Raw genomic sequence first — 17716 nt, forward strand, 5'->3', positions numbered from 1 at the left:
TGGAACACCTCACCGGGTGCCCGGAGACGTCCGTACGGCCGTCCGGAGCACGCCATGGGGGGGGCGGCGTGCGTTCCGGACGGCCTCTGTGGACGAGTGGCTGGCAGCCGCCCGCTCAAGGAGGGGGGAAGCGGGCGGCCGCCTAGTTGTGCCACACCCGTGGGGGGGTACTCGTCGCATGCCCGGGATAGCGGCGGGCATGCCCCCTGTCTTTCGGACATCCTCCGGGGGCGGTGATTCCGGCCCTGCGGGCGGCCCCGGGCGGCCCTTGCCGCGCGCGGCCGCCGCCCTCGGCCAGGGACGCCGGCTAACGGACCGCGGTGCGGGGCGACGGGGCCGGTGCCCCGGCGGGCGTGGCCGGAACCGGACGGGAGCAGCCCTTCACGCCCGCCATCGTCGTCCCGCACGCCGCGACCTTCGCCGGGTCCCCGGTCACCTCGACCATGGAGGTGTAGGCGGCGCCGTTCCGCTCGGCCCGCGCGGTGGCGCTGTGGCCGCCGGCGCTGAGGGTGGCCTGGTCGCCCGGTGCCGCCCGGCTGATCCGGGCCCAGGCGGTGTGGCAGACCTTGCTGTAGCGGACCTCGATCACCGCCCGGCCGGCCACTCCGCGGGACGGGGTGATGGCGTGCGCGCCGCCGCAGCCCATCGCCTCCGGGTCCTTGCCCACGCAGCCGGCGCCGGTGCAGCGCACCCCGGCCGGCAGCACCTGCTTCGGGCTCGGCGCGGCCGCGGTCCGGGCCGCCGTCTTCTTGGCGGGGCCGTCACCGGGGTTCAGCAGCAGGAAGGCGGCGCCGGCCGCCAGCGCGGCACCGGCCACGCCGAGACCGGACCACAGCAGCGTCCGGCCACGGCCGGAGCGCCGCTGCGGCACCTCGGGCGCGGGCGCCGTGTCCGGGGAGGGGGCGACGGCCGCCCATCCGGGGAAGTCCGCGGCCGTCGGGGTGTCCGTGCGCCGCTGTTGGGGCACGGAGGGCAGCGGGGCGGTCAGGGGTGCCGCCGTCGCCTGCGCGGTCTCCCCGGCCTTCGTGGTCCGGGCGGATCTCGCGTGCTTCGCCGGGGGTTCGGCCACGGGCCGGTCGGTGTCCCAGCCCAGCGCGGCGCGCGCCTGGGCGACGCTGATCGCCTCCATGGTGACGTCGTGCCGCATCTCCGAGCGGCTCCAGGCCCGTTCGGCCAGCTCCCACAGCGTGGTGAGGTGGGCGGGTGGCGCGCCGGTCGCCTCGGCGAGCGCGACCACCGCGCGCTGCGGTGGCAGCAGCCGCCCGTTGAGATAGCGCTCCCAGGACGTTTTGCTGTAGCCCGTGGCGTCCGCGAGCGAGGCCACGCTCAGTCCTTTGCGGTCCACGAGCCTGCGCAGCTGTCCGGCGAACTCCCGCACCTGCGGATCGAGTTCCTCCGGAAGCTCCTTCCAGCGAGGCATTGCCTCCCCCTCTTCCCCCCGCTCACGTGCCGGAGCGCGGTCCCCCGGTCCGCCCTCCCTTGCTCCCCGTGAGGGCGCCACGGTCAGGAGGGCGCTCCCCGTTCACGGGCACACGGGAGCGTGCGGGCATACGTCACCCTCCGTGCGTCCCGTGATCCCTGCAGTGTGGCATTTCTGTCGGGGTCCGGACGACTTCCGTACGAATCCTGACAAGAACCGGGCGGAGCGGGGGCACAAAGCGTCATACTCAGGCCCCTTGCCGAGCGGTGGGTAGGGCGCCCCTAACGCACGGTGAAGTGGACGATGTCGTCCAGGAACGGGATGTGAATCCACGGCTTGGGCTGCACCATCAGCGACAGCATCACGATCACGAAGCCGAGCACCCCGTACGTGAGCATGTCCGTGAAGCGGGAGCGGACGGCCAGCATCCCCACCGACGGCAGCGCCCACCGCAGCACCGCCCCGGCCAGCAGGGCGAGCCCGATCACGATCACGCCGATACGGAACGCGTCGAGCGCCACCAGCAGCAGCCCGACGGCGACCCCGCCCATGACGCTGAGCAGCGGCCACTGCCGGGCGGGCGCGGGGTAGCCGCCCGCGGCCGCCCGGCCGCCGCCCTCCGGCCGGGCCGTGTCGCGGGTCAGCGTCGGGAAACGGCGCGAGGAGCGCTGCGGCTCGGAGGCTCCATCCGAATGCGCTTCGGCACCCATGGCGGGCAGTCCCTTCCGGTGTCCGGATACGTCTGTCAACGTCAAGGGTCTCAGGTCCGGCCGCGGTCAGCCCGCCGCGCGCTCGGCGGCCTCGACGACGTTGACCAGCAGCTGGGCGCGGGTCATCGGGCCGACACCGCCCGGGTTGGGGGCGACCCAGCCGGCCACCTCGGTGACGCCCGGGTGCACATCGCCGACGATCTTGCCGGCCTCGTCGCGGCTGACGCCGACGTCCAGGACGGCCGCACCGGGCTTGACGTCCTCGGGCTTGATGATGTGCGGCACACCGGCCGCGGCGACGATGATGTCGGCCTGCCTGAGGTGCGCGGACAGGTCGCGGGTGCCGGTGTGGCACTGGGTGACCGTGGCGTTCTCGGACTTGCGGGTGAGCACCAGCGGCATCGGGCGGCCGATGGTGATACCGCGGCCGACGACCACCACGTTCGCGCCCTTGATCTCGACGTCGTGCCGCCGCAGCAGCTGGACGATGCCGTACGGGGTGCAGGGCAGCGGGCCCTCGATGCCGAGCACCAGGCGGCCCAGGCTCGTCGGGTGCAGTCCGTCGGCGTCCTTGGCCGGGTCCATCAGTTCCAGGACGCGGTGGGCGTCGATGCCCTTGGGGAGCGGCAGTTGGACGATGTAGCCGGTGCAGGCCGGGTCCTCGTTCAGCTCCCGTACGACCGCCTCGATCTCCTCCTGGGTGGCGGTCTCCGGCAGCTCGCGCTGGATCGACGCGATGCCGACCTGGGCACAGTCGCGGTGCTTGCCATTGACGTACCAGCGGCTGCCCGGGTCGTCACCGACCAGGAGGGTGCCGAGGCCGGGCTGCACGCCCTTGGCCTTGAGCGCCTCCACGCGGGTGGCCAGCTCGGACTTGATAGCGGCTGCGGTGGCCTTGCCATCCAGAATCTGCGCGGTCATACCCCCATCCTCCCGGATGAGGGGGGCCACCTTCCAATCAGGGCATGCGGCGGTCTCCGTGGCCGGAATTGATCATTGCACTTGCACAACAGTGAGCGACCTTGACTGGACAGAGTGAATGCGCAACTAGAAGGATTGACGCGCAGTGCCGCAGGCTTCGTCGGGGGGTGGCCAGTGAATCCTGTTTTTCCTCCGAGTCATGCCGCGTCGTCCCCGCCTGACACAACGGAGGAAAACAGCAGTGAGCTTTGGTGACCCGAACAACCCTTACGGCCAGCAGCCGCAGGCACCGCAGGGCCCGTACGGCCAGCAGCCGCAGGCACCGCAGGGGCCGTACGGCCAGCAGCCCCCGGTCCCGCAGCAGGGTCAGCCCGGCTACGGCTACCCCCAGCAGGCGCCGCCGCAGCAGCCCTACGGCTACCCCCAGCAGCAGGCCGTCCCGCAGCAGCAGGCCTACGGCTACCCCCAGCAGGCCGCGGCCCCGTACGGGCAGCCGATGCCCGGCATGGGCATGCCCACCGGCTACGCGAGCTGGGGTGCCCGGGTGGGCGCCTACCTCATCGACTACCTGATCGCCGGACTGCTCCCGACGATCCTGTACATCGTCGGTATCGCCATGTCGGCCAGCGCGGCGACCTCGTCGATCCCGGACACCTCGGCCTGCTCGCCCAGCGACCAGCAGTGCTACACGGACGCGCTCAACCGCGCCTCGGAGAGCAGCTCGCCGGCCGGCGCGATCATCTGCACCGTGCTCGCCGCCCTGATCGCCATGGGCGCCGGCATCTTCCTCCTCGTCAAGGAGGGCAACACCGGCCAGACTCCGGGCAAGAAGGCGCTGAACATCCGGGTCGTCAAGGAGACCACCGGCCAGCCCCTCGGCTTCGGTATGGCCTTCGTGCGCAAGCTGTGCCACGCCCTGGACGGCCCGCTGTGCGGTCTCGGCTTCTGGTGGCCGCTGTGGGACGAGAAGGCCCAGACGTTCGCGGACAAGATCGTCGGCTCGGTGGTCGTCAAGACCCAGTAGGCCCCTCCGGGCGCGCCGGCACCAGGCCGCCCGATGCACCACTGCCCGAAGGCCCCCTCGCAACAGCGCGATCGGGGCCTTCGCGGCTATATGGAGCGGGTCCCCGAGCCCGCGGAGCACGACGGAAGCCGGTTGGCCTACCGTCCCTTACCTCACCGATATCCGCTCAAGACGCCTGAAGGACGCCGCTCGTGAGCTACCCCAATCCGAACCCCTACGGTCCGCCCCCGGGGCAGCAGCCCCAACAGCCCCAGTACGGCTACCCCCAGCAGCCGCAGCCGCCGTCACCGTACGGCCCGTACCCGGGCGGCGGCGGGATGTCCGGCATGCAGGCGCCGTACCCGACGGTGATGCCCGGCGGCGTCAAGGCCGCCCGGGTGCTGCTGTTCGTGCTCTCCGGCCTCAACCTCATCGGCCTGGTCCTCGCCGTGATGGGGCTGGGCGACGTCAGCAAGGCCTCGCACGAGGCCACGCTGGACACCGCCGCCGACAACGTCACGGCGATGAACATCGGCAAGGGCGTGCTGATCGCGGCGATCGTGCTCATCGTGATCTTCTCGGTGGTCGCGATCACGCTGGCCCTGCAGTTCGCCAACGGCGGCAGCGGGGTGCGCACCGGCACCATCGTCTTCGGTGTCGCCAACATCATGCTGAGCCTGTTCACGTTCCCGATCGGCCTGGTGCACACGATCCTCGGCATCCTGGTGCTGGTCTTCGTGTCCAAGGACGACGGCAACGCCTGGTTCAGCCGGCCGCGTTACTGACGGGGCCGCCACGAGCGACCGAGGGCCGCACCCCGCGCGGGGTGCGGCCCTCGGGGCGTTCCGGCTCAGTGGAAGAAGTGCCGGGTGCCGGTGAAGTACATCGTCACGCCGGCCTTCTCGGCGGCCTCCACGACCTGCTCGTCACGGACCGAACCACCGGGCTGGACCACGGCCTTGATGCCCGCGGCGGTGAGGATCTCCAGGCCGTCGGGGAACGGGAAGAACGCGTCGGAAGCGGCGTAGGCGCCCCGGGCGCGCTCCTCGCCCGCCCGCTCGACCGCGAGCTTCGCGGAGTCGACGCGGTTGACCTGCCCCATGCCGACGCCGACCGAGGCGCTGTCCTTGGCGAGCAGGATCGCGTTGGACTTGACCGCGCGGCAGGCCTTCCAGGCGAACGCCAGCTCCGCCAGCTCGGCGGCGGACAGCGCCTGGCCGGTGGCCAGCGTCCAGTTGGCCGGGTCGTCGCCGTCGGCCTGGAGCCGGTCGGTGACCTGCAGCAGCGCGCCGCCGTCAACGGGCTTGACCTCTACGGGGTTCGACGGCGCCTCGGGGCAGCGCAGCACGCGGATGTTCTTCTTGCGGGCGAGGATCTCGACCGCGCCGTCCTCGTAGCCGGGGGCCACGATGACCTCGGTGAAGATGTCGGCGACCTGCTCGGCCATCGCCACGGAGACCGGGCGGTTGACGGCGATGACGCCGCCGAAGGCGGAGAGCGGGTCACAGGCGTGCGCCTTGCGGTGCGCTTCGGCGACATCCGCGCCGACCGCGATACCGCAGGGGTTGGCATGCTTGATGATCGCGACGCAGGGCTCGGTGTGGTCGTACGCGGCCCGGCGCGCGGCGTCGGTGTCCGTGTAGTTGTTGTACGACATCTCCTTGCCGTGCAGCTGCTCGGCCTCCGCGAGCCCGCCGCTGCCGTCCACATACAGCGCGGCGCCCTGGTGCGGGTTCTCGCCGTAACGCAGGACGTTCTTGCGGGAGTAGGTGGCGCCGAGGAACTCGGGGAAAGCGGCGTCGTCGGCCGCGTAGTCATCGACGAACCAGGAGGCGACGGCCACGTCGTAGGCCGCGGTGTGCTGGAAGGCCTCCGCCGCCAGCCGCTTGCGCTCGGCCAGCCCGAAGCCGCCGTCGGCCACGGCCTTGAGGACGTCCCCGTAACGGTCCGGGTTGACGACGACCGCGACCGACGGGTGGTTCTTGGCGGCGGCGCGGACCATCGACGGGCCGCCGATGTCGATCTGCTCCACGCACTCGTCGGGGGTGGCGCCGGAGGCGACGGTCTCCCGGAACGGGTAGAGGTTCACGATCACCAGGTCGAACGGCTCGACGCCGAGCCCGGCGAGCTGCTGCCGGTGGTCCTCCAGGCGGAGGTCGGCCAGGATGCCGGCGTGCACCTTCGGGTGCAGGGTCTTGACCCGGCCGTCGAGGCACTCGGGGAAGCCCGTCAGCTCCTCGACCTTGGTGACCGGCACCCCGGCCGCGGCGATCTTCGAGGCCGTCGACCCGGTGGAGACGAGCTGGACGCCCGCCGCGTGCAGGCCCTGCGCCAGCTCCTCCAGCCCGGACTTGTCATAGACGCTGACCAGCGCGCGGCGGATGGGCCGCTTCGTGCCTTCGGTGGCGGTCACGAGATACGTACCTTTCGTCCCTCAATGCGGTAGCCGTGCCGGGCCAGGTGCCCCACGACCTCGACGAGCAGCGATCGCTCGACTTCCTTGATGCGCTCATGCAGCGCGGATTCGTCGTCCTCGTCCCGGACCTCGACCACGCCCTGGGCGATGATCGGGCCGGTGTCGACACCGTCGTCGACGAAGTGGACGGTGCATCCGGTGACCTTCGCGCCGTACGCGAGCGCGTCGCGCACGCCATGGGCACCGGGAAAGCTCGGCAGCAGCGCCGGGTGGGTGTTGACCGTGCGGCCGCCGAAGCGGGCCAGGAACTCCTTGCCCAGGATCTTCATGAAACCGGCCGAGACCACCAGGTCGGGCTCGTACGCGGCGGTCGCCTCGGTGAGCGCCGCGTCCCAGTCCGCGCGGCTGTCGTGGTCCTTGACCCGGCAGACGAACGTCGGGAGCCCGGCGGCCTCGGCGCGCTCCAGGCCCGCGATGGCACCCCGGTCGGCGCCGACCGCGACGATCTCGGCGCCGTACGCGTCCGGGCCCTGCGCGGCGATGGCGTCCAGCAGCGCCTGGAGGTTGGTCCCGGAGCCGGAGACCAGGGCGACGACACGGGCCGGGCGGCCGGAACGGCCGGGCGGGACGGACGGGACGGGGGGTGGGGAGGAAGCCACGGCGGGGCTCTTTTCCGATCTCGCGTGCTTTGTGTGGTCGTACAAGACTGCGGACACCGCAGATCCGGGGAACCCTACGAAGGCGCCGACCGTCGGCAACGATACCGGCACACCGCGCGGCCCCCACGGGACGGGGGCGGGCACGGGAGGTAGCGTCAGGCGTAAGACTGCATGCAGTTCGTGGTAACCACGCGCCGGCCGCCGAGGCCCGCGCGCGGACGAGACAAGGGGAAGACACACTCCAGATGACGGACCGACGCCGCCGCGCGGCCCTCCTGCTCCCTCTGCCCGCCACCGCCCCCGGGGTGGTGCTGCTGCCGCGTGAGCGCAAGTCGTCCTCGTCGTCGGAGCCCACCGGCCCGGACTCCACACCGGAGTCCGGCCCGGACAACCCCTTCGCACCCCCGCCGGCCGACGCCCCCGACCAGGCCTGGCGCCCGCGCCACCCGGCGTCGCACCGGGCCGGCAAGGACGACGACGAGGACCGGCCGCAGGACGAGCCGAGCTGGGGCGACCAGTGGAGCCCCCGGCAGCCGGGCCGGCAGAGCGGCGGCTTCGGCAACCGTCCCGGCGGCCGCAACGGGCAGCAGGGCGGCTCCGGCGGTCCCGGCGGCTCCGGTGGACCCGGCGGGCTGCGCTGGGACCCCACCGACCCGGCCCAGCGCCGCGCCCGCTACGCACTGCTGGCCGGTATGTGGTCGTTCTTCTTCGTGCTGTTCAGCCTGCCGGAGGTCGCCCTGCTGCTGAGTGTGCTGGCGCTCTACTGGGGCGTCAGCTCGCTGCGGGCCAAGCCCGCCCCCGCGAAGGCCTCCGCCGCGGCCACCACCGCCGCGATGGAGGGCCGGCCCGCGCCGGACGACCGTCCGGCCCAGGGTGACCGTCCCGGCGCCCCGTCCGCGCCGGGCTCCACCCGGCCGCAGGTCACCTCGGCCATCGCCGGGCTGGTGACCGCGTCGCTGGCGCTGGTGATGGTGGCCGCGACGTTCACCGTGCAGATCGTCTACCGCGACTACTTCACCTGCGTGAACGACGCCCTGACGCAGTCGGCGGGCAAGTCCTGCGAGAACCTGCTCCCCAAGGAACTGCGGCCGCTGCTGAGCACGCAGGAGTAGCGAGGCGCTCCGGCGGGAGGCGCCGGGACCGTCCCGGGGCCGGGCAGGCGCCGTCAGCTGTCCGCGGCCGCGCCGCTGGTCGCGGACGTCCCCGCACCCCTTGCCGGTGCGGGCGGGCCGCACCGGACCGCGGCCAGGCCGCTGAGCGGTGCGGTGCCGTCGCTGTCTTTCCCGGGGGTGCCTTCGGCCTCCCCGTCGCCCTCGCACGGGGTGGCGGCGCCCCCGCTTTCCGAGCCCTCCGTGCTCGCCTCCTCCCGCCGGGCCGGCTCGTTCTGCGGAGTCTCGGCCTCCGGGCGCCGGGCCCGCAGCCACCAGAGGCGCAGGGCGACCGCGACCGGGATGCCGGTCAGGGCGGTCCAGGCCGTCGCCGCCAGGCCCGTGCGCCACCAGCTCGGGCCGAAGGCGGCGAGCGCGCCGGTGCCCAGCGCACCGCCGGCGAGGCCCGCGAGCACGGCCATGACCAGACCGCAGACGCCCGCCCCGAGGGCCGCCACACAGGCCGTCGCCCACCAGGACCAGGGGGCGCCCGGGGTGCTCGGTGTGGTCGCCGAACGGGCCGCCTGCCGGGCGAGCAGCACCCCCGCCGCCACGGGCACGACGGCCACCGCCCAGGTCAGCGGGTTTCCCGGCCCGGCGTCCGGCAGCCCGCCGAGCAGCGGCAGCTGCGGCAGTACGGGGTGCGCCGAGGTCCCCAGCGGGCTGACCGCGCTGTCCGCGCCGACCGTGAACCCCGGGCCCAGGCCGTAGGCGGCGCCCCAGACGGCCGCGTTCGGGAGCAGCACGAGGCACAGCAGCAGCACCGTGGCGCGGCCCGCCCAGTCGGGCGCCAGCTGGAGCAGGTCCTCGCGCACCCGGCCCGCGTGCAGGCCGAGGGAGAGCAGGGTGAGCAGCACACCGGCGGCCAGCAGCGTGCCGAGCGCGGCGCCACCGGACCGGCACACGGCACCCCGGCGGGCGGCGGCGCCCCGGGAGCCGCCGAGGAAGACCCGCAGCCGGTGCGGCGCCCTGGACCGGGCCCGCAGGACCTTCGCGGGCAGCAGCTCGGGGGCGGGGTGGCGGAGGAGACGCCAGGCCGTACCGGCGAGGACGGCGGCCGTGGTGACCGGCACGCACAGCAGCACGCTGAGCGGCTCGGCGCGCAGCCCCCCGCCGGAGGTGTAGAGCAGCGCACCGGCCACCACCAGCAGATAGCCGGTGAGCAGCGCGCCGAGGAGGGTGCGCGGGGCGACCGCACGGGCGGTGTCGGGGACCAGGCCCGCGGGCGGGGTGTCGGTCGCGGTGGCCAGGGCGTGCCGGGCGGCCCGGTGGAGCAGACAGACCGGGAGGACGGCGAGCAGCAGCGGGGTCACGGCGACCGGGACGCCGGAGGGGGCGGCGGTGCGGACGAGGTCGCCGCCGTGCGCCAGCAGCCACAGGTCGGCGGCGAGGCGCAGCGCCCGGGAGGGGTCGCTGTCGGGGTAGGGCGAGGCGACCCAGAGCAGCAGCACGGCGACCGTCAGCGCGCCGAGGCCGAGGCCGGCGGCGGTCACCCCGCCGAGGAAGGCCGCGCCGATCGCGGAGGAGCGCTGCGCGGCGGTCCGGCCGTGCGAGGACAACGTAGGGCCGCGATCGGTCAACTGGCTCACGGCGCCATGCTGCCAACAAGACCGCTTTCCGCCATGTACTGGCGAAATGCCCGACGTGTCGCGCGGTGCGAACTCTGCCGGTTTTCCACACTGCTCTGTATGACCCACCGCGAGCAGGCCGCCACCGCCTTCGACGATCTCCACACCCGGCACGCGGCGGCGCTGACGCAGCAGGCGTATCTGCTCACCGGGCGCCCGGAGCTCGCCCGGCGGGCGGTGGAGCGGGGGTTCCGGCTGGCCTGGCTGCGCTGGCCGGAGGTCGCGGTGGACCCCGATCCGGCGGGGTGGGTGCGGGCGGCGGTGTACGAGTACGCGCTGACGCCGTGGCACCGGTGGTGCCCCGGGCTGCGGCCCGCCCGTGCGCCGCACCGGCCGCCGGGTGCCGCCGGACCGCCGGACGGTGCCCTGCCGGCCGCGCTGCTGAGCCTGCCCGCCCCGTACCGGCGGGCGCTGCTGCTGCACGACGGGCTCGGGCTCGGGCTGGACAGCACCGCGGCCGAGATCGAGGCGAGCGTCCCGGCGACGGCGGGGCGGCTGGCGCACGCGCGCGAGCGGATGGCCGCGCTGCTGCCGGAGCTGGGGCTCGCCGGGCAGCCGCCGGAGCGGCAGGGCGAGATCCTGCGGGCCGCCCTCACCGCGCTGCCCGCGCCGCCGCAGCCGGAGACGCCCGCCGCGCGGCAGGTGCGGAGCGACAGCGAGCGCGACGCCCAGCGGACCACCCGGGCGGTCTTCGGAGCGCTCTGGCTGTTCGCGCTGGTGCTGCTGGTGACGATGGCCGTCACCCCGGGCCACTACACCCCGCGGCCGAAACAGCCCCTGGCGACCGCGCCGCACTCCCGGGCGGCACCGCCCCCGCACCGGGACACGGACGACGCCGAGCGGCGGGACAGGGCCCGGGAGCGGAGGAACGACGCGGCGCGGGAACGGAGAAGCGCGGCGGCGCGCGAGCGGAGAGACGCGGCGCGGGAGCGGAGATACGCCGCGGCGCGGGAACGGCGGAAGGCGGCACGGGAGCAGGCGGACGCCGCGGCACGGGAGCGCAGGAACGCCGCCCGGGAGCAGGGGAACGCGGCCGTACGCAAGCGGCTCCGGGAGGCCCGTCTCGCGCCCGAGCTGCGCTGATCCGTACGGCACCCGCCACCGGGAACGGGTGCGGGCCCGCACCCCGAGGGGTGCGGGCCCGCGTCCGGTGCCCCGCGCCGCCGGACGGGTCCGGCGGTGCGAGGCCGCGCGTCAGCCGCCGAGGATCTCGCGGGCCAGCCGCGCGGTCTCGGACGGGGTCTTGCCGACCTTGACGCCGGCGGCCTCCAGGGCCTCCTTCTTCGCCTGGGCGGTGCCGGAGGAGCCGGAGACGATGGCGCCGGCGTGGCCCATGGTCTTGCCCTCGGGCGCGGTGAAGCCCGCGACGTAGCCGACGACCGGCTTGGAGACGTTGGCCTTGATGAAGTCGGCCGCACGCTCCTCGGCGTCGCCGCCGATCTCGCCGATCATCACGATCAGGTCGGTGTCGGGGTCGGCCTCGAACGCCTGGAGGGCGTCGATGTGGGTGGTGCCGATGACCGGGTCGCCACCGATGCCGACGGCCGACGAGAAGCCGATGTCACGCAGCTCGTACATCATCTGGTAGGTCAGCGTGCCGGACTTCGACACCAGACCGATGCGGCCGGGCTTGGTGATGTCGCCCGGGATGATGCCGGCGTTGGACTGGCCGGGGGTGATCAGGCCGGGGCAGTTCGGGCCGATGATCCGGGTCTTGTTGCCCTTGGCCTTGGCGTACGCCCAGAAGGCGGCGGAGTCGTGCACCGCGATGCCCTCGGTGATCACGACGGCCAGCGGGATCTCGGCGTCGATCGCCTCGACGACGGCGGCCTTGGCGAAGGCCGGCGGCACGAAGAGCACGGACACGTCGGCGCCGGTCTTCTCCATCGCCTCGGCGACCGAGCCGAAGACGGGCACGTCGGTGCCGTCGAAGTCGACGCTGGTGCCGGCCTTGCGGGGGTTCACACCGCCGACGATGTTGGTGCCGTCACCGAGCATCAGCTTGGTGTGCTTCATGCCAGTGGCACCGGTCATGCCCTGGACGATGACCTTGCTTTCCTTGGTCAGGAAGATAGCCATGGTTGTTGTGTCCTCGTCCTTTACTTAGCAGCCAGCTCGGCGGCCTTGTCGGCCGCGCCGTCCATGGTGTCCACGCGCTGCACCAGCGGGTGGTTGGCCTTCGACAGGATCTCGCGGCCGAGCTCCGCGTTGTTGCCGTCGAGGCGCACGACGAGGGGCTTGTTGACGTCCTCGCCCTTGGACTTGAGCAGCTCCAGGGCCTGGACGATGCCGTTGGCGACCTCGTCACAGGCGGTGATGCCACCGAAGACGTTGACGAAGACGGACTTGACGTCCGGGTCGCCGAGGATGATCTCCAGGCCGTTCGCCATGACCTCGGCGGAGGCGCCGCCACCGATGTCGAGGAAGTTGGCGGGCTTGACGTTGTCGTGCTTCTCGCCGGCGTAGGCGACGACGTCCAGGGTGCTCATGACGAGGCCCGCGCCGTTGCCGATGATGCCGACCTGGCCGTCGAGCTTGACGTAGTTGAGGCCCTTGGCCTTGGCAGCGGCCTCCAGCGGGTTGGCCGCGTCCTTGTCCTCCAGCGCCTCGTGCTCCGGCTGGCGGAACTCGGCGTTCTCGTCCAGGGACACCTTGCCGTCGAGGGCGATGACCTCACCGCTGGCGACCTTGGCGAGCGGGTTGACCTCGACGAGGAGCGCGTCCTCGGCGACGAAGGTCTTCCACAGGGTCACCATGACGTCGGCGACCTTCTCGGCGACCTCGGCCGGGAACTTCGCCTGGGCGACGATCTCGCGGGCCTTCTCGATCGTGACGCCCTCGTTGGCGTCGACCGGGACCTTCGCGAGCTCGTCGGGGCGGGTCGCCGCGACCTCTTCGATGTCCATGCCACCGGCGACGGAGGCCATGGCCAGGAAGGTGCGGTTGGTGCGGTCGAGGAGGTACGAGACGTAGTACTCCTCGGCGATCTCCGGAGCGGTCTCGGCGATCATCACCTTGTGGACCGTGTGGCCCTTGATGTCCATGCCCAGGATCTGACCGGCCTTCTCGACCGCGTCGTCCTCGCTGGTGGCCAGCTTCACGCCGCCGGCCTTGCCGCGGCCACCGACCTTCACCTGCGCCTTGACGACGGACTTGCCGCCCAGCCGCTGGGTCGCCTCGCGGGCTGCCTCAGGCGTGTCGATGACTTCACCGGCCAGCACCGGTACACCGTGCTTGGCGAAGAGGTCCCTCGCCTGGTACTCGAACAGGTCCACGCGCGTCCGTCCCTTGTCTTCTCAGAATCGCCGTAGTGATCGCGGTTCGTTCGTCTGCGATGGGCGTGCCGCGAAGGGCAACGTGACGGCGCTGTCACTGAGGGAGGCGTACACGGTGACCGGATACGCGGCATGTCCGTCCCGCAGGTTATCGCCGCAGCACCTGAGGCCCTAAATCGCAGATCACACTCCAGCGGTGATTACCATCACAGATCTTTTGGCCAAGTTACGCCTCCCTGGGATTTCCGCATGTTGTCGGGCGGTTTTCCACCACTCCGGGGAGCAATGGGGCGAGAACACCCATCCTGGTGGCGGTATGGCGGCGGTCTGCCGCCGGTCCGTCGTCACTCGCGGTGCACACCTGCGGCGCCCGGGGGCGGCGCGCGCTTGGCGGCGGGTGGGTCTGTGCGCGGGGGGGCAGGCGGCTTCGGGGGCGGTTCCGCTTTCCGGATCGACCTCTTGACCCGCCAACTCCCTTCTGCGAACACTGTGTTGAGCACTTCCGCATGCTCAGGCACCAGGAGTCATACGCTTCGGCCCCGCCCCCGCGCAGTTGCGCTCCCTCCCCCCACCCCCTCTCCCGCTCCCTCCCTCCTTTCTCGATTTCCCGATCTCCGCGCACTCGGTGTTCGCAGGGATTCCAGGGGGAATGCGGACACATACGACCTGCCCCGGTGTTCCTGCCGCAGCGCTTGCGCGCGGCATCCGCTGACTCGGCCGCCGGGCAGGTCACAGACCACCGCGGTGGCCGACGCCGCGGTCGACGAGGAAGGAATCGCCTGATGGCCACCCCGCTGACCGCGAGCCGGCTGCTCAAAGCACTGCGCGACGAGGGCCTGGTGGTCCACGAAGTCCGCAGCTGGCGTACCCACAACCGGAACTCCAAGGGCCCCTGGGCCCCCGTGCACGGCGTGATGATCCACCACACCGCCACCGAGGGCACCGACAGCTCGGTGGACCTCTGCTACGACGGGCGCTCCGATCTGCCGGGGCCGCTGTGCCACGGCGTGATCGACAAGAAGGGCGAAGTCCATCTCGTCGGCAACGGCCGCGCCAACCACGCCGGGCTCGGTGACGGCGACGTACTGCGGGCGGTGATCAACGAGGACGCGGAGCTGCCCGCTGACAACGACGCGGACACCGACGGCAACCGCCACTTCTACGGCTTCGAGTGCATCAACCTCGGTGACGACAAGGACCCGTGGCCGGAGGTGCAGCAGACCGCCATCGAGAAGGTGTCGGCCGCGATCTGCCGGGCGCACGGCTGGAACGAGCACTCGGTGATCGGCCACAAGGAGTGGCAGCCGGGGAAGGTCGATCCGCTCGGCTTCGGGATGGACGACCTGCGGGGCCGGATCAAGCAGCGGCTGGCGAAGGCGGCGGAGGGCGCACCGGAGACGGATGGTGCGGAGCCGGAGGGCGGCGCGGAGCCGGAGGGCAGCGCGGAAACGGGCGACGGCGCGGAAACGGGCGGTGCGGAAGCGGACGGCCCGGAGCCGACGTCGTCGGAGTCGGGGTCGGAGTACGCGTCGTACGAACCGTTCCCCGGCGGGGACTTCTTCCGGCCGGGGGCCAGCAGTCCGCTGATCACGGCGATGGGCGAACGGCTGGTCGCCGAGGGCTGCGACCACTACCGGGTGGGGCCCGGCCCGGAGTGGACCGAGGCGGACCGCGCGTCGTACGCGGCCTGGCAGCACAAGCTCGGCTTCCGCGGCGAGGACGCGGACGGCATCCCGGGGCAGGTCAGCTGGGAACGGCTGCAGGTGCCCAACGCCTAGCCGACGGGGCCTGGTTGGCGTACGACCTCGTGGCGTACGGCCTGTGGGCCCGTCCCCCACGCCTTGTCGGCGTCCGGAAACACCAAGGCCGGGCGGCCCTCCCCCACGGAGGTCCGCCCGGCTGTTCTTGGGTGTTCCGGTATCGGTCGCCGCCGCGACCGGGAGCCGGTGGTGTCGGCCTGTGGCTCAGACGGCCTGGACCGGGAGGGCCGGCAGCGCCGGGATGTTGGCGGCGTTGGTCAGGTCGGCCAGGTCAGCGGGCACGGCCGGAACGGCAACGGCGTCGGTCAGGTTGGCCGGGACGGCGGGCACGGACGGGACCGCGGGCACGGACGGGACGGACGGGACGGACGGGACCGCGGGCACGGACGGGACGGACGGGACGGACGGGACCGCAACGGCGTCGGTGACGTTGGCGGGCACCGCGTCGGTCACGTTGGCGGGCACGGCCGGGACAGCCGGGACAGCCGGGACAGCCGGAACGGCAACCGCGTCGGTCACGTTGGCCGGGACGGCGGGCACGGACGGCACGGCCGGGGCGGACGGAACGGCGGGCACGGACGGGACAGCCGGGACGGCCGGGACGGACTTCGCCGGGGTCAGGCCGCGCACGCCGGTGACGGCCTGGCCGGCGGTGTCCTGTGCGTCGGTCACGACGACGGTGGCCAGGCCCTGCGCGAACGGGGTGGCGTCGGCGGCCGCGCCCTGCGCGAAGGCCACCGCGTCGGCCACCTTGCCCTCGGCGAACGGCACCGTCTTGGCCACCTCACCCTGCGCGAACGGCACCGCGTCGGTGGCCACGCCCTGGGCGAACGGCACCGCGTCGGCCGCGGCACCCTGCGCGAACAGCTGCGCCTGGCCGCCGACGACGGTCACGAACGGGGTCGCCTGACCGGCCGCGTCACCGGCGAGCTGACCGGCACCGCCGACCGCGCCCTGGGCGACCGGCACGACCTTGACGACGACCCGGCGGGCGACGGGCGGCAGCACGTCGGCGGCGGTCTGGTCGACGACCGGACGGGTGGTGGCCAGCGCACCCTGGGCCTGCTTGGTCAGCTGCTCGGGACGGATGCCCGCACCGGCGAGACCGGCCAGCAGGTTGTCGGCCGAGCCCGGGGCCTTGGGCAGCGCGGGGGTCTTGGGCAGCGCCGGGGTGCCGGGCAGGGCCGGGACGCCCGGGGTGGCGGGCAGCTGCGGAACGGCGGGCAGCGTGCCGTCCGTGAGGCGGCCGGCCCGGCCGAGGTCGGCGCCCTTGGCGGCCTTCTTGACGGTCTTGACGGCCTTCTTGGCCAGCTTCGCACCGGCGGCGCCGCGCACCTCAGCGGTGTCCGGCAGCCCGGCGCCGCCGGCCTGCTCACGCACGCCGTCGACCGCACCGGTCACGTCACCGAGCTGCGACAGCTTGCCGGTGGGCAGCTTCTGGGCCGGCACGCCGCCGAGGGCGCCGGTGGCCTTGTCCGCCGCCTCGCCGACCGTCTTCTCAGCGGTCTCGACGGTCTTCGACGCGGTGCCGGTCACCTTGCCGGTGGGCAGCTGCGAGGTGGTGTCGGTGACCGTGCCGGTGGCCGGCAGGTCCGTGCCGACGGGCAGGTCGGCGGCGTTGGCGGTGACCGAGCCCAGGGCCCACAGGCCGGTGGCGGCAGCGGCGACGACGATGGAACGACGGATGGTGGAGCGCATGGTGGTGAAGTCCTTCGAATTCTGAGGGGTTTGACGGGCAGACCTGTCCCGCCCCCGCGCGGCAGGTCCAGTTACAGACGCGGAGCGGTCTGCCCTAGCCCGGGAATTCGAGGATTTCTTCGGCACGCCGACGCGTCGGAGCGCCATCGGCCGTGCGGACGCCACCGGGCAGCAGCCGGAAGCGGGTGGCGTCGGCCGTGACGGCGGCGTGCTGGTCCCCGCCACGGGGGCCGTTGCCGTCACCGGCGGTGTGCGAGGCGGGCGCCGCCGGGCCCTGCGGGGACTGCCCCGGAAGGCCGTTGTGGCTCGGGTCCCGCTGCTCGTGGACGGTGCCCGAGGGGCCCTCGGAGGCCGTCCGGTGCAGAGCGTCGCGGAGCTGAGCCGCCTGGGCGGCGGCCGTGTCCGCCTGAGCGCCGGCCCGCGAAGCGGCCTGCGGCGCACCGTGGTCCGGCGTGCGGCCGTGCTGCGTGCCGCCGTCACCGGGCCGTTCGGTGTGCTCACCGGACGGGAGGTGTACGGGCAGCGCGGCACCGGCCGCGTCCCCGGCCTCCCGGACGACGCGGCTCACCGGCTCGGTGATCCGGCCGGTGACCGGTGCGGTCCGCTCGACGGCGGGCCGTACGGCCTCGGTCACCGCGTCGGACGCGGTGTGGGTGCGCTCGGCGAGCTTGGCGTGGGACTCCTCGCCCCGCTGCTTGAGCGCGGCTTCGGAGCCGGACAGCCGGCTCGCCCCGTCCCGGGTGGCGGCCCGGTCCGGGGTGGACGCCTCGGCGGCGGGCCGCGCCGGGGCCGTTGCCCCGGTCAGGTCCGCGCTCCCCGTGCGGTCGTCGGCATGGGCGCCGGGACCGAAGGCGAAGCCGAGGGCGACGAAGCCCGCCAGGAAGAGCCCGGCCAGCAGCGCACGCCGCACGGCCACCGTGCGCGGCAGGCGCACGGCGGCAGGCAGGGCGAACACAGCGGACAAGGGGGGACCTTCCCATACGGACGGGGACAGCCGAGGAACATGTCCTCAGGTGTCACGCGCGTCGCGGGCGATCGAGCGATGCGCTGATACTTGCATGAGCAACCAGGTGCCACG

Annotated in this window: 15 protein-coding genes; 5 read left to right on the forward strand and 10 right to left on the reverse strand. The window is 73.3% G+C overall.

Going from position 1 to position 17716, the window contains the following annotated elements; all coding sequences use genetic code 11:
* Window positions 1-307: 307 nt before the first annotated feature.
* The 3 genes from ACGFN2_RS09795 to ACGFN2_RS09805 all read right to left on the reverse strand — a co-directional run bounded on the left by ACGFN2_RS09795 (window position 308) and on the right by ACGFN2_RS09805 (window position 3051).
* The gene (locus ACGFN2_RS09795) at window positions 308-1420 is read right to left on the reverse strand and encodes a helix-turn-helix domain-containing protein (RefSeq protein WP_393358901.1); all 1113 of its coding nucleotides are present in this window, start codon (window positions 1418-1420) and stop codon (window positions 308-310) included.
* 281 nt (window positions 1421-1701) lie between these two features.
* Window positions 1702-2130, reverse strand: coding sequence for a DUF3017 domain-containing protein (locus ACGFN2_RS09800; RefSeq protein WP_362604533.1), 429 nt, complete (start codon window positions 2128-2130; stop codon window positions 1702-1704).
* 66 nt (window positions 2131-2196) lie between these two features.
* Window positions 2197-3051, reverse strand: coding sequence for a bifunctional methylenetetrahydrofolate dehydrogenase/methenyltetrahydrofolate cyclohydrolase (locus ACGFN2_RS09805; RefSeq protein WP_362604535.1), 855 nt, complete (start codon window positions 3049-3051; stop codon window positions 2197-2199).
* 241 nt (window positions 3052-3292) lie between these two features.
* Here ACGFN2_RS09805 and ACGFN2_RS09810 point away from each other — a divergent pair, with 241 nt between their 5' ends.
* Together ACGFN2_RS09810 and ACGFN2_RS09815 are read left to right on the forward strand one after the other, a co-directional pair.
* Complete coding sequence (locus ACGFN2_RS09810; protein WP_393358903.1) at window positions 3293-4075, forward strand: RDD family protein; 783 nt, start codon at window positions 3293-3295, stop codon at window positions 4073-4075.
* A gap of 191 nt (window positions 4076-4266) precedes the next feature.
* Complete coding sequence (locus ACGFN2_RS09815) at window positions 4267-4839, forward strand: hypothetical protein (protein WP_393358905.1); 573 nt, start codon at window positions 4267-4269, stop codon at window positions 4837-4839.
* Window positions 4840-4904: 65 nt separating this feature from the next.
* Here the strand turns inward: ACGFN2_RS09815 and purH are convergent, their stop codons facing one another.
* Window positions 4905-6467 (reverse strand): bifunctional phosphoribosylaminoimidazolecarboxamide formyltransferase/IMP cyclohydrolase, encoded by a 1563-nt coding sequence (gene purH, locus ACGFN2_RS09820; protein ID WP_393358907.1) that lies wholly within the window; start codon window positions 6465-6467, stop codon window positions 4905-4907.
* A complete protein-coding gene (gene purN, locus ACGFN2_RS09825; protein ID WP_393358909.1) occupies window positions 6464-7129 on the reverse strand; it encodes a phosphoribosylglycinamide formyltransferase in 666 nt (221 codons plus the stop codon). The genes purH and purN overlap by 4 nt, the downstream gene beginning before the upstream one ends.
* A gap of 245 nt (window positions 7130-7374) precedes the next feature.
* Here purN and ACGFN2_RS09830 point away from each other — a divergent pair, with 245 nt between their 5' ends.
* Window positions 7375-8241, forward strand: coding sequence for a hypothetical protein (locus tag ACGFN2_RS09830; RefSeq protein ID WP_362604545.1), 867 nt, complete (start codon window positions 7375-7377; stop codon window positions 8239-8241).
* Between the two features lie 53 nt (window positions 8242-8294).
* Here the strand turns inward: ACGFN2_RS09830 and ACGFN2_RS09835 are convergent, their stop codons facing one another.
* The gene (locus tag ACGFN2_RS09835) at window positions 8295-9866 is read right to left on the reverse strand and encodes a DUF6350 family protein (RefSeq protein ID WP_393358911.1); all 1572 of its coding nucleotides are present in this window, start codon (window positions 9864-9866) and stop codon (window positions 8295-8297) included.
* 99 nt (window positions 9867-9965) lie between these two features.
* Here ACGFN2_RS09835 and ACGFN2_RS09840 point away from each other — a divergent pair, with 99 nt between their 5' ends.
* Window positions 9966-10988 carry a hypothetical protein gene (locus ACGFN2_RS09840; RefSeq protein ID WP_393358913.1) on the forward strand — a complete coding sequence of 341 codons (1023 nt, stop codon included), beginning with the start codon at window positions 9966-9968 and terminating at the stop codon, window positions 10986-10988.
* 111 nt (window positions 10989-11099) lie between these two features.
* Here ACGFN2_RS09840 and sucD read toward each other — a convergent pair whose 3' ends face one another.
* Entirely contained in the window at window positions 11100-11984 is an 885-nt protein-coding gene (gene sucD / locus ACGFN2_RS09845) for a succinate--CoA ligase subunit alpha (protein ID WP_030082896.1), read from the reverse strand.
* Window positions 11985-12004: 20 nt separating this feature from the next.
* Window positions 12005-13180 carry an ADP-forming succinate--CoA ligase subunit beta gene (gene sucC, locus ACGFN2_RS09850; protein WP_088799507.1) on the reverse strand — a complete coding sequence of 392 codons (1176 nt, stop codon included), beginning with the start codon at window positions 13178-13180 and terminating at the stop codon, window positions 12005-12007.
* Window positions 13181-13962: 782 nt separating this feature from the next.
* Between sucC and ACGFN2_RS09855 the strand changes: the two genes are divergently transcribed.
* Window positions 13963-14958, forward strand: a complete 996-nt coding sequence (locus ACGFN2_RS09855; RefSeq protein WP_393358916.1) for a peptidoglycan-binding protein — start codon at window positions 13963-13965, stop codon at window positions 14956-14958.
* 186 nt (window positions 14959-15144) lie between these two features.
* Here ACGFN2_RS09855 and ACGFN2_RS09860 read toward each other — a convergent pair whose 3' ends face one another.
* Complete coding sequence (locus ACGFN2_RS09860; protein WP_393358918.1) at window positions 15145-16638, reverse strand: hypothetical protein; 1494 nt, start codon at window positions 16636-16638, stop codon at window positions 15145-15147.
* Between the two features lie 94 nt (window positions 16639-16732).
* Window positions 16733-17602, reverse strand: a complete 870-nt coding sequence (locus ACGFN2_RS09865; protein WP_393358920.1) for a hypothetical protein — start codon at window positions 17600-17602, stop codon at window positions 16733-16735.
* Between the last annotated feature and the right edge of the window lie 114 nt (window positions 17603-17716).

The organism is Streptomyces sp. NPDC048612 (assembly GCF_043199295.1).
Classification (GTDB): Bacteria; Actinomycetota; Actinomycetes; order Streptomycetales; family Streptomycetaceae; genus Streptomyces.

Coding starts and splice junctions, on each gene's coding strand:
- ACGFN2_RS09800 (WP_362604533.1), bottom strand. CDS start 2,130: ATGGGTGCCGAAGCGCATTCGGATGGAGCCTCCGAGCCGCAGCGCTCC.
- ACGFN2_RS09860 (WP_393358918.1), bottom strand. CDS start 16,638: ATGCGCTCCACCATCCGTCGTTCCATCGTCGTCGCCGCTGCCGCCACC.
- ACGFN2_RS09805 (WP_362604535.1), bottom strand. CDS start 3,051: ATGACCGCGCAGATTCTGGATGGCAAGGCCACCGCAGCCGCTATCAAG.
- ACGFN2_RS09855 (WP_393358916.1), top strand. CDS start 13,963: ATGGCCACCCCGCTGACCGCGAGCCGGCTGCTCAAAGCACTGCGCGAC.
- ACGFN2_RS09840 (WP_393358913.1), top strand. CDS start 9,966: ATGACCCACCGCGAGCAGGCCGCCACCGCCTTCGACGATCTCCACACC.
- ACGFN2_RS09830 (WP_362604545.1), top strand. CDS start 7,375: ATGACGGACCGACGCCGCCGCGCGGCCCTCCTGCTCCCTCTGCCCGCC.
- ACGFN2_RS09795 (WP_393358901.1), bottom strand. CDS start 1,420: ATGCCTCGCTGGAAGGAGCTTCCGGAGGAACTCGATCCGCAGGTGCGG.
- sucD (WP_030082896.1), bottom strand. CDS start 11,984: ATGGCTATCTTCCTGACCAAGGAAAGCAAGGTCATCGTCCAGGGCATG.